Below are 15,496 nucleotides of genomic sequence, written 5' to 3'. Positions count from 1 at the left end.
GGTCGTGAACGCGCCCGACGCTGCTTCGTCCACGGCGGTTTCGCCGCCGGCACTTACTGAGCCGGTTGAGGACTACCTCAAGGCCATCTACGAGCTGGAGAGCCGGTTCGGCGCCGCCGCCACCAGTGATCTGGCCAACGCGCTCGACGTGGCGCCAGCGTCGGTGACCGGGATGGTGCGTCGGCTGGCCACGCAGGGCTACCTCGATCACGTGCCGTACCGCGGCGTGCAACTCACGCCGCGTGGACGGCAGGCTGCGCTTCGTACAATTCGGCGTCATCGCATCCTGGAGTCGTATCTCACCGGGGTGCTGGGGTACCCCTGGGATCGGGTGCACGACGAAGCAGAGCGCCTCGAGCACGCCGCGTCCGACGATCTCATCGAGCGCATGGCGGCGGCGCTGGGGCATCCCACCGCCGATCCGCATGGGGCGCCGATCCCAACCGTCGACGGCATCGTGGTCGAGCAGCCGCATCGCACCCTCGGCGAGTTGCCGGTGGGGGAAACGGCGCGCATGCTGCGCGTGAGCGACAAGAATCCGTCACTGTTGCGGTATCTCGCGGAGATCGCCCTGCAGCCAGGCGCCGAGGTCACGATGGTGTCGCGCGCGCCCTTCGATGGGCCGCTCACCTTGCGCATCGGCACGAACGAACCGGTGGTGGGACCCAATCTGGCCGCTCAGGTATTGGTAGAAGCGATGCCCTCTTCTGGTCCACGCTCTGCAAATGCTCCTGCCTCTTCTGGTTCACGTCCGTCCGCTGCCGCACCCAAGTCGAAGTCGCGCAAGTCGCCTCCGCGGTGAGCTGTCGCCGGTGAGCGTTCGCCGGTGAGCTTGGTGTTCCGGGTCGTCATCGCGGTCATAGCGGTCGCCTCCGCCGTGACACCGATGCGCGCGCAACGCGGCATCGCCGTCGACGCGCGCATGGCCGAGGATCTCGGCCTGACGGTCGGCACGCGGGTCCGCATCTCGGCACGCCCCGGCGAGCCGGGGGACAGCGCCACGATCGCCGCGATCTACGAGCGCAAGGCCGATCCGGCCGAGGTGGCGCGTCGCGAGTACCGGGTGCGACTGCACCTCGATCAGCTGCAGCAGTTGCTGGCCCTCGACGATCGGGTGGACCGCTTCGCCGTCGGCACACGCGCCGGCCAGTCGATCGACTCAGCCTTGGTGCGCATCAACCATGTCGCCTTCGGATTCCGCGCGCACAAGTCGCGCGACGTGGCGGTGCAGAGCTCGCGCACCTTTCGCGTGGTCGAGCGATTTCACACGGCCATCGGGATCATCACCGTGGTGGCCAGTGCGGTGTTCCTGCTCTGTCTGCTGCTGCTCAGCGTGGAAGAGCGCCGACGGGACATCGCGGCGCTCCGGCTGATGGGCATCTCCCGCGCTACGGTGGTGCGTGCCATCGTGATCGAGGCCGCCATCGTATCGCTCATCGGGAGTCTGCTGGGTGCCGGCATCGGGTGGATCGCCTCATTGCTCGTGAACGCGCACTTCCAGCAGCTGTATCGCACGCCGCTGGTGTTCGCGCTGCTCACGCCACAGATCTTCGCGTTCGCGACGGGGCTGTCGCTGATCCTTGGTATCGGCTCAGGGGCTGCCGCTGGCTGGCGATTGGTGAAGTCGTCGCCGCTGTCGCTGATGGGGCGCTGATCGATGCGATTCATGATGGCCGGGGCCACGCTGCGTCGACATCCGGCGCGCACCACGCTGGCCATGCTCGGCATCGCCGTCGCGGCGGCGTTGCTGCTGGACATGGTGATGCTGGCCACCGGTATGAGCGAGTCATTCCGTTCGCTGCTGCTCACGCGCGGCTATCAGCTGCGCGTGTCGCCCAAGGGTACGTTGCCCTTCGACAGCGAAGCCACCATCGATGGTGCCGGCGCGATCGTGCGGGCCCTGCGCGCCAATCCCGATGTGAAGGCGGTCAGCCCCACGCTGGGCGCCACGCTCACCATCGACGACAGCCGGATTCCGTCGGCGTTCGCGCTCGGGCTCGAACGTGACGTGCAGGGGGACTACACGCTGGAAGCCGGCACCGACGTCACCCCCACCGATTCGGTGGCCGATGGCGGAACGCTGGCGCCGCTGCCACGGATCGTGGTCAGTCAGACCTTTCTCACCCGCGCCGGCCACGCGATTGGTGACACGCTCACGATCTCGTCGGGGCTCGATGCGCAGTTGCGCACCGCCGCACGTTCCAGCCGTGTGGTCATCGGCGGCATCGGGCGTTTCATCTACGTACCCGGTGAGACGCCGGTCCTGGCGCTCGATCTGGCGCTGCTGCGGCAGCTGCTTGGCCCGAGCTTTCGCGACCGCATGTCGCTGGCGATGGCCGAGTCGCGTCGCGGCGATTCCGCCTCGGTGGAGGCGGTGCGCGCATGGATTGCCACCACGCAGCCCCGCGTCACGGCGATCTCCACGGAAACAGCGATCCGTCAGGTGGAGGAACGGCTCTCCTATTTCCGACAGTTGGCGTTCGTGCTCGGCGCCATCAGCCTCGGTATCGGCTTCCTGCTGGTTGCCACGCTCGTCACGTTGTCGGTGAACGAACGACGTGGTGAGATCGCCGTGCTGCGGGCCATCGGTACGCAGCGCATCGGTGTGCTGCACCAGGTGTTCCTGGAAGGGCTGCTGTTGACCAGCGCCGGCATTGTTGGTGGCCTCGCGCTGGGCTTGGTCACGGCCGAATGGCTGAACGGCATTCTGCGCGACTTCCCGGGACTGCCCTCGGCGTTCGACTTCTTCGTGTGGAGCCCGGACGCCGGATGGCGCGCGCTGGTGTTGTTGCTCACCTCAGGAACGCTGGCCGGACTGCTGCCAGCATGGCGCGCCGCCTCCATCCCCATCGCTCGCGCCTTGCGCGAGGAAGCCATTGGATAACGTGACTGCACCTCGGGCTGACGTTGGTGTCTCTCCCGGATCGAGCCGCGACGCCGTGATCGCCTGCGAGCAGGTCGTGCGCAGCTACCCCATGGGTAGCGCGATCGTGCAGGCGGTGCGCGGTATCGATCTCACCATCGCGCGCGGCGAGTTTGCGGCCATCACCGGGCCGTCCGGGTGCGGTAAGAGCACGCTGCTGCATCTGCTCGGCGCCGTGGACGTCCCCACCACGGGTCGCGTGCTGGTGAACGGACGCGACACCGCCTCGCTGTCCGATCGTGAGGCCACCGATTTCCGCTTGCGGCACATCGGGTTCGTGTTTCAGCGGTTCTATCTCATGCCCACCCTGTCGGCTTCGGAGAACGTCGAACTCCCGCTCGCCGAAGCGGGCATGGACAAGCGCGTGCGCAAGGCCAGAGCCCGTGAGCTGCTGGGTTACGTCGGTCTTGGCGATCGGCTCGATCACCGCCCTACGCAGCTGTCGGGCGGTGAGCAGCAGCGCGTTGCCATCGCGCGCGCGCTGTCGAACGAGCCGGCCTTGCTCTTGGCCGACGAACCCACCGGTGAACTCGATGCCGAAACGGGTGTGCGGCTGTTGGAGCTGTTCGGGCAATTGCATCGCGATGGACGCACGCTGGTGTTCGTGACGCACGATGCCGTCGTGGCGCAGGCTGCGCAGCGGGTGATCCGCTTGCATGATGGCCGCGTGGCCTCGGATTCCTCGCGCGATACCCGGAGTGGTGCGTGAGCACCAACGCCGGCGCGATCCGGTTGGCCATGGCACAACTGCTGGCGTGGCGCTCGGTGTCGTCTCGGCCACTTCGCGCGCTGCTGCTGTGCGGCGGCTTCGGTGTTGGCGTGGGCGTGATGATCGTGCTGCTGGCGGTGGGTGAAGCCATGGTGCGGCAGGCGAGCCAGGAGCGCTTGGTGGGTGGCGGTACGATCACAGTGTTGCCCGAGGGCATCGATATCGAGGTGCTCACAACTGGTGGCCTGGGCGGCTTGTTCTTCTCGGTGCCCAATGCGCGATTCGTGCACCGCCAAGTGCTGAATGCGCCGAGGCTCAGCGATGTGGTGACCGTGGCGGCTCCGCAACTCGAGGGCAAGCTGCTGTACGTCACCACCGCCGATGGCGTCGAACATCCCGTGCGGGCCAGCGGCGAGATTCCGTCGGCTACGCGCACGCTCGGCGCACTGCCCACCGTGGTACGCGGTGCATGGGACGATGACGACGGCGATCGCCGATGGATGACACCGACGCCGGCCGAGCTTCGCCACGATATCGATCACTTCCACCTGCCGAGCGCGGAGATGGCGAATCGTCAATCGTGGGGCGAGTGGCACTACTTCAACGTGATCTCCCCCGACGCGAATCGCTGGGCCTTCGTGTCGTTCATCGTGGGCGGCGATGTGACGGGCGACCAATGGGGCGGGCAGGTGCTCGTCACGTTGCACGAGCGCGGCCGTGCCCCGCGCCGCTTCAGCCGCACGATTGCGAAGGAGCTGGTGCGCTTCTCCACACGCGATGCGAATCTCACGATCGGCCGCGACAGTGTGCGCGTGCTGCCCGACGGGCGGTACGCCGTTCGTGCCGACGTGCGCGAAGAAGGGACCGGCACACCGCTCACGCTCGACCTGGTCGTATCGCCCGCGCCGCGGGTGGACTTCCCCGGGGCCACGCTGGTGAGCGGCGACTTCACGTCGGGGTATGCCGTGCCCGCGTTGCGCGCCGACGCCTCGGGGTCGCTGTGTGTGGCCCGCGTGTGCGAGCAGTTCGACGGCGCGCAGGCGTATCACGATCACAACTGGGGGGGATGGCGCGGCGTTACCTGGGAATGGGGATCCGCCCGCGCCGGCGAGTACACGTTGTTGTATGGCCGCGTTACGCCGGAAGACTCGGCGAGTGCCACGGCCGGCGGGAACGCGCCGCTGTTCGTCTATGTCGCCGACGCGCAGGGTTTTCTGGCGCTCTTCCGGCCGCGCGTGATTCGCTACGACGATGCGCGCGTTGTCCGAACGGCTCAGGGCGTGCTGCAGGTACCCGCGACGGCGGAACTGCTCGACGTGCGCGGCGACGATTCACTGCGGCTCACGCTGACCGTCGATGATGCGGTGGCCACCGATACGCGGATCGGGTTGGTGGACCGGGGTGACAGTGAGGCGGCGCGGGCGCTGCGCGCGCCGTGGTTTGTGCAGATGGCCGGTGAGGCGCGGCTCGAAGGCCGCGTCCGCGGTCGCGTCCTCAGCGGGCGTGGACGCGGCTTCTTCGAGACCTATCGATGACGGCGCGCCCGCGGCGCTGGCCGGCGGCGAGCACGTGAGCGCACGGCTGCGGTTGGGTACGCAAGGCTGGAACTATCCGGCGTGGGTGGGGCCGTTCTATACCGACGGGACGCGTCCGATCGATTTTCTCCGCACCTTCACGCGCGCCTTCGACGCCGTGGAGATCGACTCCACGTTCTACGCGATCCCGCCGGTGAGTACGGTGCGCGGCTGGGCTTCCCGCACACCGCCCGAGTTCACCTTCACCTGCAAGCTCCCGCAGGAAATCACGCATGAGCGCCGCTTCGTGGATGCGGTCGATGTGTTGCACGCCTTCACCGATCGTATGCGCGAGCTGGGGCCGCGGCTCGGACCCATCCTGATTCAATGCGGCCCTGATTTCTCGCCCGCGGAAATCGATGCCTTCGCCGCCTTTCTGCCGGCGCTGCCAACCGATCTTCGGTTCGCGGTGGAATTCCGTCAGGCTTCCTGGGTACGCAAGCGGACGTTGGCCCTGCTCAAGCGCCACGGCGTGGCCCTGGCGCTCAGCGATGGCCGATGGATTCCACGGGAATGGCTGCTCAAGCTGTGTGAGCAGCCGACGGCCGATTTCGCCTACCTGCGCTGGATGGGTCCCGACCGGGCGATCGTCGACTATTCGCGGCTGCAGGTGGACCGAAGTGCCGAGCTCGACGCTTGGAGCCGCATGATTCCGGTGCTGCAGGCGCAGGTGCGGGACGTGTTCGGATTCGTGAACAACCATTTCGCCGGACACGGACCGGCCTCGGTGCGCATGTTGCAGGAGCGGCTCGGCGTGCCGCCCGTGGACCCGCGGGTGATCGGGGATCAGCCCTCGTTCTTCTGACCTGTACCACCTTGGGGGATATACTTCACCCATGACTGTGCCGACTGCATCAGCCGACGCCGCGCTGCGGCTCGTTCTCGGCGAATCCGCCTTCCCGCACGACCTGCTGGGTGCGCATCCGTTCTCCCTCGATGGAGTGGACGGGGTGGTGATTCGCGCGTTCCAGCCCGATGCGGCGTCGATCGCCGTGGTGCTCGGTGAGCAGCGCTGGCCGATGACGCGCGATGAGCACGGGGTGTTCGCGTTGTTCCTGAGCGATCGGGCGGTCCCGTTGCCGTATCGCCTCGAGATCACCTTCGATGATGGACGCGTGGTGCGGCGCGACGATCCATACCGCTTTCCGCCCACGCTCGGCGAGATGGATCTCCATCTCTTCAATGAGGGTCGTCATCTGCGCCTGTGGGAGAAGCTGGGGGCGCACGTCTGCGAGATCGACGGGGTGGCTGGCACGTCGTTCGCGGTGTGGGCGCCGAACGCCACCCGGGTGGCCGTGATCGGCGCCTTCAACGGCTGGGATGGACGTGCGCATCCCATGCGTCGGCTCGGCGCCAGCGGCGTGTTCGAACTGTTCGTGCCCGGTGTGGGGGCGGACGCGCTGTATAAGTTCGAGATCCGGTCGCCCAGTGGAGCGCTGCGCGTGAAGACGGATCCGTACGCGTTCAAGATGGAGCCTGGCCCAGGGCACGCCTCCATCGTGCAGGCACGCGGCACGTTCGACTGGACGGACGGCGCTTGGCTGGCCCGGCGCGCGGACGCTGATCCCCTGCGCGAACCGATGCTCGTGTACGAGGTGCACCTGGCATCGTGGATGCGGGGTGAACACAATCGCCTGCTGACATATCGCGAACTCGCGCCACGACTGGCTGAGCATGTGAAGCGCATGGGGTTCACGCACGTCGAGCTGCTGCCTGTGCTCGAGCATCCGTTCGGCGGCTCGTGGGGATACCAAGTGGGCGGCTACTTCGCGCCCACCTCGCGACACGGCGCACCCGATGACTTCCGCGCGTTCGTGGACACGATGCACGAGGAGGGGATCGGGGTCCTGCTGGATTGGGTCCCGGCGCATTTCCCGAAGGACGATTGGGCCTTACGCCGCTTCGACGGCACGGCCTGCTACGAGCACGAGGATCCGCGGCTCGGCGATCACCCCGAGTGGGGCACGCACATCTTCAACTATGCGCGCCCCGAAGTCCGCAACTTCCTGCTGGCCAACGCGCTCTACTGGATCGAGGCGTTTCACATCGATGGACTGCGGGTCGATGCGGTAGCCTCGATGCTGTATCTCGACTACGGACGCGAAGCGGGACAGTGGCTTCGCAACCGTTTCGGCGGGCGCGAGAATCTCGACGCCGTGTCGTTCCTCAAGCAGCTCAATCACGCGGTCCATTCGTTACACCCCGGCGTCATCACGGTGGCCGAGGAGAGCACGTCGTGGCCGAAGGTCACGCACCCTGTCAGCGAGGGAGGACTGGGCTTCACGCTGAAGTGGAACATGGGGTGGATGCACGACACGCTCGACTACTTCAAGATCGATCCCTTCTTCCGCAAGGGAGCGCACGACAAGCTTACGTTCGCCATGATGTACGAGTACAGCGAACGATTCATGAATCCGCTGTCGCACGATGAAGTCGTGCACCTCAAGCAATCGTTGCTGGAAAAGATGCCCGGCGATGTGTGGCAGCGCTTCGCCAATCTGCGCGCGCTCATCGGCTACTCGGTCACGCGCCCCGGTAAGTCGCTGTTCTTCATGGGCACGGAGCTCGCGTCGCATCATGAGTGGAATCACGACGTCAGTCTCGAGTGGCACCTGATGGGCGACGCCCGTCGGCAGGGGCTGATGGCGTTCATGGAGTCGCTCGGCGCCCTGTACCGTCAGCATTCCTGCTTCTGGCGGCGCGACCACGAGCCCTCGGGCTTCGGTTGGATCGACGTGTCCGACAAGGAGCAGTCGGTGCTGTCGTACGCGCGGTACGATGGGTCCACGCATGCGATGGTGCTGCTCAACCTCACGCCGGTGCCGCGCGACGCGTATCGGCTGGGCGCGCCGGCGATGGGTACATATCACGTCGTGCTCAACTCCGACGCGACCGCGTTCGGCGGCAGCGGGTACGCGGTGGCCGACGTCGTCGAGGCGGAGGCAGTGCCGTATCACGGCTTCCCCCAGTCGGTCACGGTGTCGTTACCTCCGCTGAGCATGATGGTGCTGTTGCCGGCCGAGCCGGGGGACGCGCGAGCGGTGGTCGAGGTGGTGTCCGAGCGCGTGGCGCGTGATACGCCGCCGCTCGGCTCGCGTACACGCGGGACCGAGCCGGCGAAGGCCGCGAAGGCCCCGAAGGCCCCGAAGGCCCCGAAGGCGCCGAAGGTCCCGAAGGTGCCGAAGGTGCCGAAGGTGCCGAAGGTGCCGAAGGCGCCGAAGGTCCCGAAGGCGCCGAAGGTCCCGAAGGTCGTGGAGCAGTCGAGGGTCGTGGAGCAGCCGAAGGTGCCGAAGGCCCCGGTGACGCCGAAGGCCCCGGTGACGCCCAAGGCCCCGAAGGTCGTGGAGAAGCCGAAGGCTCCGAAGGCGCCGAAGGCCCCGTCGTCGAACGCCACATGAGTGGTCTCCGCAGCAAAACGCTGGCGTTCGGTGTGCTCACGGTGCTCGCGGCGGCCGTCTGCATTCGGCTCGGCATTTGGCAGCTCGACCGGCTCGCCCAGCGGCGTGCGCAGAACGCGATCGTGCTGGCGCGCGGCACGATGCCGGTGGTAAGCGTCGCCCGCCTGCAGGGCGTCGATACCTCCAGCTCGCATTGGCGTCGTGTGCACATCCGCGGCGTGGCCGACTACGCCAGCGAAGTCGTTCACGCCACCCGCTCGCAGGCCGGGTCGCCGGGCGTGCACCTGCTGACGCCCGTGCGGCCGCTCGATGGGGCGTGGGGCGATACCGCGGTGCTGGTCCTGCGCGGCTTCGTCTATTCGCCCGATGGACGCACCTTCGACCGCGACAAGGCGCGCGAGTCCGACACGCTCGATCTCGATGCGCTCGTGATCGCGTTCCCCGCGCCCACGCCAGGCAAGGTGCAAATGCAGACGGCCACGCGCGCCGTTCGCTTACTTGATCGCGATACTATCGCGACACTGACAGGCCACCCATTGGCGCCCTTCCTGTTGCTGGCGCTGGGAGACACGGCCATGTACGACATCGCAAAGGCCGCGCGGGTTCCGCCGCCGAGTCCGTCGGAAGGACCGCACCAGTCGTACGCCATGCAGTGGTTCGGCTTTGCGACGGTATTCCTGGTGGGCTTCGTCGCGTTCACCTGGGGGCCGGGGCGCCGGACCGGCGGCACCTCGTGGGGCGACGATTCGGACCGCGACTTGGGTGGTCTCGGCAATGCCCAGCGTGAGAACTCGGCGCCCCCGCCCAACGACTGAGCGAACTCGGCTGTACACGCCCTGCCACGACTGTTGTGGCGGGGATGCCACAACTGCCGTCCGGTGTGGCGATCGTGCCATGCCGGGCTCGATGGACGGTGAGCGTGGCACCGTTACACCACCGGCATCCGCATCACGAGAATTCACAAGCCGCCGTTACGGAATCTCCTCTGCGGCGATGGCGGCAACACGACGCGGCGTTAGGCGCATCACAAAGCTGCTCTTTTAGGAAAGCGGGCACAGCCGTTGCACTCGCTGTCGTGCACGCCGGTCATGTGGTCCGGCTCTCACGAGGTGGAGACGGCATGCGGACGCGGGGCTGGGCGAAGAGTAGCGCGATCATGGCAGTCGTCGGCGCCGCCGTGGTGCTCGGCGCGCCGTCGGCCGCTGCGCAGTCCACCGCCTGTCCCAGCGTCACCTCGGCCGGTCGGCTTGGCAGCCACGTGGCGCTGAGCGCCCTCGCCATCGGTCTCGAGTATCAGTCCATGGCGCGCACCACCGCGTGGCGGATGGCCGACGAGCGCGCCCCGATGGCGATCGTGGCCGATCCGAGTTCGCACCTGCATGCCCTCGGTTCCTATCACCTGGCGCGCACGTCGGTGCGTGCCACCTGCGCTGATCGGGACAGCCGTGTGCGGGCTGCGTGGCACGGTGCCCGCGTCGCGCTGGCCATCGGTGCCATGAAGGAAGTGACCGACGGCTACTACAACGGATTCAGCGTCGTCGATCTCGGCGTGGATGCCATGGGCGTCGGCTATGCGGTGGCGCAGGCGTATCTCCCCGTGCTCGAGAAGATCACGCCGTCGTTCTCGATGGCGCCGCGGGCCTTCCAGACCACCCGCGGACCGCATGGCGCGCTGGTGGCGTATGCCCACCAGACCCTTTGGTTGTCGGCCAGTGTGCACGACCTGCTGCCATCTACGGCGGCGAAAGCGTGGCCGGCGCCGGTGCGTCTGTCGGTCGGACGCCGCGCCTTCGGTGGCACGACGCCGAGCGAATACGTCGTCGGGCTCGATCTGGATGCGGCGCGCCTGCCGGGCAACCATCCGGCGTGGGTGCGTGTGAAGAACTTCCTGCACTCGGCGCGATTGCCCGGTCCCGCGCTCGTGTTCAGCGGCAACGGCACCAAGTCGTTCGGCCTGTACTGGTAAACGGCGTTCCCCCGCGCTTCAGCGGGGTGGCGGTATCACGCGGCGGCGCTGGTCAGTTCCGTTCGTCCGGCCTCGGCACACGACTGCACCACGTCGATGACCCGATGCTGCTGCGCAAGCGTGAGTGAGGAGCCACTCGGCAGGCACAATCCCGTCGCGAAGAGCGCATCCGACACTGAGCCGCCGATCACGCGACATCCGGCGAACACCGGTTGCTGATGCATCGGCTTCCACACCGGCCGCGCCTCGATCTGCTGCGCCTCGAGCGCCACGCGCACGGTCTCATGGTCGACGCCGAACTGCGCGGCGTCGATGGTGAGTGTGGTGAGCCAGCGCGTGGAGCGCATACCGCTACGCCCGTAGGAGGCCTCCGGCATGAGGGTCAGCCCCGGCAGCGCGCCGATACTCGCGTCGTAGCGCGCGAACACCGCGCGCCGTGCGGCGACGCGTGATTCGAGTTGCTCCAGCTGCCCGCGGCCGATTCCAGCCAGCACATTGCTGAGTCGATAGTTGTACCCCACGTGACGGTGCTCGTAGTGTGGCACCGGTTCGCGCGCCTGCGTGGCCAGCGTGCGCACGCGCTGCGCAACCTGCGCGTGCGGAGTGACCAGCATGCCGCCACCCGACGTGGTGATGATCTTGTTGCCGTTGAACGAGTAGAAGCCGATATCGCCGAACGTGCCGGCCGCGCGACCATCGTAGGTCGCACCCAGCGCCTCGGCGGCGTCTTCGATCAGCAACACACCGTGCATCGCGCAGGCCTCGGCGATCGGTTTCACGTCGGCGCACTGCCCGTAGAGATGCACGAGCACAACGGCACGCGGCAGCGCATTGCGTCGCGCAGCGTCGTGCAACGCGTCCACGAAGAGCGCCGGGTCCATGTTCCACGAGCTATGGTCCGCATCGACGAACACCGGCACCGCGCCTACGTAACGCAGCGGAAACACCGAGGCGGCGAAGGTCAGCGTGCTCACCCACACCTCGTCGCCGGCCCCGATGCCGAGGGCCTCGAGCGCCAGATGCAGCGCTGCCGTGCCGGAGCTCAGGGCCACCGCGTTCGGGGCGCCGGTGTACGCGCACAGCTCGTGCTCGAAGGCGTCCACGTGCGGCCCGAGGGGCGCAATCCAGTTCGTCCGGAAGGCCTCGAGCACCAACTGTTCCTCACGCTCGCCAAGGTGCGGCGGCGAGAGATAGATACGCTCATGCATGATCGTCATGGTGCCATCCCGATGGACGTTCTTTGATCACTCTGGCCGGTACACCGACCGCCGTCACGTTCGCCGGCAGATCGCGGCACACTACCGCCCCGGCCCCCACAATGCTCCACGCACCGATCGACACGCCCTGTACAAGCTGACTGCCGGTGCCGATATCCGCGCCATCTCCCACCGTCACGTTGCCGCTCACGTTCACGCCAGGGGCCAGCGTGCTGTAATGACCGAGCACGTCGTCGTGGGTGATGGTGCAGCCGTGGTTAATCATGCAGAAGGCACCGACGCGAATGTCGACAGTGATGACCGTCGCCGTGCACACGATCGTGCCCTCGCCAAGCGACACGCGACGTCCCATCGAGACGGTCGGATGCACGAGGATCGGGAAAGAAACCAGTGGTCCACGGACCCGCTCCACCAGCCGGTGCTTCAGCGCGGGACTGCCCACGCCGAGGGCGACCGCCAGCGGTGTCGTGCGCGCGCGCACCCACTCACTGCCGCCAAGAACCGGCAGATCGCCGACGATCCGGCCGTGCGACGCCACCTCGTCCGAGAGGAAGCCGAGCACCGACCACTGGGGCTCTCGCGCGTTGATGTCGGCCAAGAGCTGCGCCACCTCGCGGCCGGCACCGCCCGCGCCGTAGATCACGATGTCGCGCATCAGCCGTTCCCCTGAAAAACCGGCATTGTGGCATCACCCTGTGCACTGACGCCGGTGCGGCGCAGCACGAGGGCAAGCGTACGCAGCAGAATCCGCAGGTCGAGTCGGAGCGACCGATGTTCCACGTACCAGACGTCGAGACGGAACCGCTCCTCCCACGACAGCGCATTACGTCCGTTCACCTGCGCCCATCCGGTCACCCCGGGGCGTACCTCGTGGCGACGGGCCTGTTCGGGGGTGTACCGATCGAGATACTCCATGAGCAGCGGGCGTGGGCCAACGAGCGACATGTCGCCGCGCACCACGTTCCAGAGCTCCGGCAATTCATCGAGACTCGTGGAGCGAAGCAGGGTGCCGAACGGGGTGAGTCGATCGGCATCGGGCAACGGACGCCCATCGCGCCCGAGCGCATCGCGCATGGTGCGGAACTTCACCATCGTGAATGGGCGACCGTGCAGTCCCGGACGTTGCTGCCGGAACAGCACGGGGCCTCCCAGGTTCACGCGCACCGCGATGGCCACGAGGAGCAGCACCGGCGCCGCGAGCACGAGGGCCGTGGCCGCGAGGCCGATATCGAGACCGCGCTTGATCATCATGCCGCCCGTCCTCGAGGGGTTCGGGTGGTAAGCGCGTCGGCATCGACGCGCTCGGCGGTTGCTTGAGCGGTCGACGGAGCGGCGCCCCGCAGGGCAGCGTGGTAGAGCGCATCGTGCCGCGCCAGCAGATGGGACAGCGCCGCCTCGCGATCGATCCACGCGGCGGCACGCTCGGCGCGCGCGCGCGCGTCCAACGGTCGTTGCAGCAGATCGGCGAGCGCGTTGGCGAGCGCCACGACATCGCCGGTGGGGTAGCTCGTGCCGCGTCCTTGCGCCACCAGATCGCGAGAGCCGCGGGCATCCGAAGCGATGACGGGCACCTGCATGGCCATCGCCTCGAGGATGCAGCGCGGCAGCCCCTCGCGCTGCGACGGCAGCAACAGGGCATCCGCGCTGGCCACGATGGCGGCCACGTCACGACGATGGCCGAGAAACCGCACGTGCTGCGCCACACCACGTGCCAAGGCCAGCGCCTCGATGGTCGTCCGACGCGGGCCGTCGCCGAGGAACAGGACCGTCGGCACCACCGTCGTCCGCGTCGCGAGGAGCGCGAGCGCCTCGATCACGTCGACCTGGCGCTTGTTGCGGTTGAACTCCGCGACCACGGCGATCAGCGGCTGATCGGCGTCGAAGCCCATCGCCTGTCGCGTGGCGCGCCGATCGACGGCGGAGGCGACCCGATAGTGACTGGTGTCGACGCCGATGCCGGGGTGATGCACGACCCGGCCGTTTGGGGCCAGACGAGCCCGCGTGGCGAGCGCGAAGTCATCGGCGTTGATCACCACGAGGTAGTCGGTCCACGCGGCGGCCATGCGCTCCACGGCGCACACCAGAGCGTTCCGTACACGGTTGGCACCGGGATACGCGTGAAACCCGTGCGCCGTGTAAATCACTTGCGTGGTCGGCGCACGATGCCGCAGCGCGAATCGCGTGATCCACGCGGCGATCGGCGTGTGCACATGCACGAGATCATACCCGCCCGCGGTCACGATCGCGCGCACCTGCTGCGACGCGCGCCACAGGGCGCCAGCGGTACGCCACGCGGACATCCCGCTGCCCATGCGGCGCTGCCATGCGGCGTCGAAACGGCGATCATAGTGCGCCTCGAGCCCGGGGTGCGTGGTCGCACCCGCCGCCAGGGCGTCCACCTGCCAGCCTTGCGCGCGATAGTGATCGGCGTACGGCCGCAGAAACGCATCCAACGTGGCGCTGACGGTGGTCACGACCAGCATCCGTGGTGCCGACCGTGCTGTTGCCGGTGGTGCTGCGGTCGCGCCGGACGACGCACGCCCGTGCGCCGCCATCCAGACGGCTTCGTAGGCGTCACACTCCCGTGGCACCGCGTAGTGCGCCCGAATGCGCGCCGTCGCCGCGCGCCCGTATGCGTCGCGCCGCGACGTGTCGTGCACGAGGCGGAGCGCCGCCTCGGCCAGCGCGACCACATCGCCGACCGGCGCCACTTCACCGGTTGATCCAACGAGGTGCGCCGCATCACCGACGTCGGTGACCACGCAGGGCACGCCGCAGGCCATCGCTTCGGCCACGGCGTTGGGGCTGCCTTCGCTGCGCGACGTGAGCATCACGATGTCACAGGCGTTGTAGATCGCCGGCATATCGCGCCGCTCCCCGCAGCGCACGAGGCGGCCGGCCAGTGCCGGCACCTCGCGCTCCCGTTGCGCGATCGCCGCGTCGAGGGCGGTCGGCTCCATGGCCGTCCCGGCCTCGGTGCCCGTACCGACCAACAGGAAACGGATCGTCGCGTTCCGCTCGGCGAGATGCGCGGCGACGCGAAGAAACGTGTCGTGGTCCTTGAGCGGATCCACCCGAGCTGCCATGCCGACCACGACGGCATCGACCGGCACCCCAAGGGCCAGCCGCGTCGCGGCACGGCTTCCTCCATCTGGCGTGAAGCGTTCGGTATCGACCCCGTTCGGAATCACCACCGTGCGCGACGACGTGTAGCCGCGTGCCTCGTGTTGACGCGCCGAGCGTGACGCGTTGTAAATCACCGCGCGCGGGTGGTGCGAGGCGTGCGCCAGGAGCCGCACGAGCCAGCGCAGCCGCCGTGGCTCCGCCTGCCATGCATCGAGCGCGTGTCGCACGTTCCACACGACCGGCCACCGCTCGCGGCTCGTGATCGACAGCAGCGATGCCGCGAGATTGGCGTGATACATCCACCCCTGGAGGACGTCGGGACGCGCCTCACGCGCGATCGCCCGCAGGTCACGGAGCGCCTGCCACGACGCGTGCCCACGCGCGAGACCGATCGCCCACACGCGTACGCCCATCGCCTCCAATTCCGCGGCGCGAGTGCCACGCGTGGTGAGCGAGACGACCACGTGGCGCGACCGATCATCCGCACCGCGGATCACGCGGACGAGGCTCGCCTCCGCACCACCGGTTCCAAGACCGGTGATGATGTGCAGGACGCGGGGCGACGCAGCGGACATCGACATGC

13 protein-coding genes are annotated in these 15,496 nt (G+C 68.0%); 9 read left to right on the top strand and 4 right to left on the bottom strand.

Translation table 11 applies throughout. From position 1 onward, the window contains the following. Positions 1-4: 4 nt before the first annotated feature. The 9 genes from ACIRA7_RS01275 to ACIRA7_RS01235 all read left to right on the top strand — a co-directional run bounded on the left by ACIRA7_RS01275 (position 5) and on the right by ACIRA7_RS01235 (position 10,570). The gene (locus ACIRA7_RS01275; protein ID WP_396218972.1) at positions 5-802 is read left to right on the top strand and encodes a metal-dependent transcriptional regulator; all 798 of its coding nucleotides are present in this window, start codon (positions 5-7) and stop codon (positions 800-802) included. A 24-nt stretch (positions 803-826) separates the two neighbouring features. Then, on the top strand, positions 827-1,654 hold the full coding sequence (locus ACIRA7_RS01270) for an ABC transporter permease (protein ID WP_396218971.1): 828 nt from the start codon (positions 827-829) through the stop codon (positions 1,652-1,654). Between the two features lie 3 nt (positions 1,655-1,657). Continuing rightward, the gene (locus ACIRA7_RS01265; protein ID WP_396218970.1) at positions 1,658-2,884 is read left to right on the top strand and encodes an ABC transporter permease; all 1,227 of its coding nucleotides are present in this window, start codon (positions 1,658-1,660) and stop codon (positions 2,882-2,884) included. A gap of 1 nt (position 2,885) precedes the next feature. Further along, positions 2,886-3,632 (top strand): ABC transporter ATP-binding protein, encoded by a 747-nt coding sequence (locus ACIRA7_RS01260; protein ID WP_396218969.1) that lies wholly within the window; start codon positions 2,886-2,888, stop codon positions 3,630-3,632. Next, positions 3,629-5,167 carry a hypothetical protein gene (locus ACIRA7_RS01255; protein WP_396218968.1) on the top strand — a complete coding sequence of 513 codons (1,539 nt, stop codon included), beginning with the start codon at positions 3,629-3,631 and terminating at the stop codon, positions 5,165-5,167. The genes ACIRA7_RS01260 and ACIRA7_RS01255 overlap by 4 nt, the downstream gene beginning before the upstream one ends. Beyond that, positions 5,136-6,011 carry a DUF72 domain-containing protein gene (locus ACIRA7_RS01250; protein WP_396218967.1) on the top strand — a complete coding sequence of 292 codons (876 nt, stop codon included), beginning with the start codon at positions 5,136-5,138 and terminating at the stop codon, positions 6,009-6,011. The genes ACIRA7_RS01255 and ACIRA7_RS01250 overlap by 32 nt, the downstream gene beginning before the upstream one ends. A gap of 31 nt (positions 6,012-6,042) precedes the next feature. Beyond that, positions 6,043-8,604: a 1,4-alpha-glucan branching protein GlgB gene (glgB, locus tag ACIRA7_RS01245; protein WP_396218966.1), complete on the top strand. Its 2,562-nt coding sequence runs from the start codon at positions 6,043-6,045 to the stop codon at positions 8,602-8,604. Next, positions 8,601-9,419, top strand: coding sequence for an SURF1 family protein (locus tag ACIRA7_RS01240; RefSeq protein WP_396218965.1), 819 nt, complete (start codon positions 8,601-8,603; stop codon positions 9,417-9,419). Before glgB ends, ACIRA7_RS01240 begins: the two co-directional genes overlap by 4 nt. Positions 9,420-9,760: 341 nt before the next feature. After that, the gene (locus tag ACIRA7_RS01235; RefSeq protein ID WP_396218964.1) at positions 9,761-10,570 is read left to right on the top strand and encodes a hypothetical protein; all 810 of its coding nucleotides are present in this window, start codon (positions 9,761-9,763) and stop codon (positions 10,568-10,570) included. A 35-nt stretch (positions 10,571-10,605) separates the two neighbouring features. Here the strand turns inward: ACIRA7_RS01235 and ACIRA7_RS01230 are convergent, their stop codons facing one another. From ACIRA7_RS01230 to ACIRA7_RS01215, 4 genes are read right to left on the bottom strand one after another with little or no spacing between them, the layout of a single operon-like run. Beyond that, positions 10,606-11,778 (bottom strand): DegT/DnrJ/EryC1/StrS family aminotransferase, encoded by a 1,173-nt coding sequence (locus ACIRA7_RS01230; protein ID WP_396218995.1) that lies wholly within the window; start codon positions 11,776-11,778, stop codon positions 10,606-10,608. After that, positions 11,771-12,442: an acetyltransferase gene (locus tag ACIRA7_RS01225; RefSeq protein WP_396218963.1), complete on the bottom strand. Its 672-nt coding sequence runs from the start codon at positions 12,440-12,442 to the stop codon at positions 11,771-11,773. Before ACIRA7_RS01225 ends, ACIRA7_RS01230 begins: the two co-directional genes overlap by 8 nt. Further along, entirely contained in the window at positions 12,442-13,035 is a 594-nt protein-coding gene (locus ACIRA7_RS01220) for a sugar transferase (RefSeq protein WP_396218994.1), read from the bottom strand. The genes ACIRA7_RS01225 and ACIRA7_RS01220 overlap by 1 nt, the downstream gene beginning before the upstream one ends. Further along, positions 13,035-15,494, bottom strand: coding sequence for a glycosyltransferase (locus ACIRA7_RS01215; RefSeq protein WP_396218962.1), 2,460 nt, complete (start codon positions 15,492-15,494; stop codon positions 13,035-13,037). Before ACIRA7_RS01215 ends, ACIRA7_RS01220 begins: the two co-directional genes overlap by 1 nt. Positions 15,495-15,496 lie beyond the last annotated feature (2 nt).

Source organism: Gemmatimonas sp. (assembly GCF_044376735.1).
Taxonomy (GTDB): domain Bacteria; phylum Gemmatimonadota; class Gemmatimonadetes; order Gemmatimonadales; family Gemmatimonadaceae; genus Gemmatimonas.
Note: the sequence above shows the minus strand (reverse complement) of the source record. Positions and strands in the feature narration are given on the sequence as shown.

Bases quoted from the DNA above. Each gene is read 5' to 3' on its own strand.
- ACIRA7_RS01265 (WP_396218970.1), top strand. From the start codon at position 1,658: ATGCGATTCATGATGGCCGGGGCCACGCTGCGTCGACATCCGGCGCGC.
- glgB (WP_396218966.1), top strand. From the start codon at position 6,043: ATGACTGTGCCGACTGCATCAGCCGACGCCGCGCTGCGGCTCGTTCTC.
- ACIRA7_RS01240 (WP_396218965.1), top strand. From the start codon at position 8,601: ATGAGTGGTCTCCGCAGCAAAACGCTGGCGTTCGGTGTGCTCACGGTG.
- ACIRA7_RS01235 (WP_396218964.1), top strand. From the start codon at position 9,761: ATGGCAGTCGTCGGCGCCGCCGTGGTGCTCGGCGCGCCGTCGGCCGCT.
- ACIRA7_RS01230 (WP_396218995.1), bottom strand. From the start codon at position 11,778: ATGCATGAGCGTATCTATCTCTCGCCGCCGCACCTTGGCGAGCGTGAG.
- ACIRA7_RS01225 (WP_396218963.1), bottom strand. From the start codon at position 12,442: ATGCGCGACATCGTGATCTACGGCGCGGGCGGTGCCGGCCGCGAGGTG.
- ACIRA7_RS01220 (WP_396218994.1), bottom strand. From the start codon at position 13,035: ATGATCAAGCGCGGTCTCGATATCGGCCTCGCGGCCACGGCCCTCGTG.
- ACIRA7_RS01215 (WP_396218962.1), bottom strand. From the start codon at position 15,494: ATGTCGATGTCCGCTGCGTCGCCCCGCGTCCTGCACATCATCACCGGT.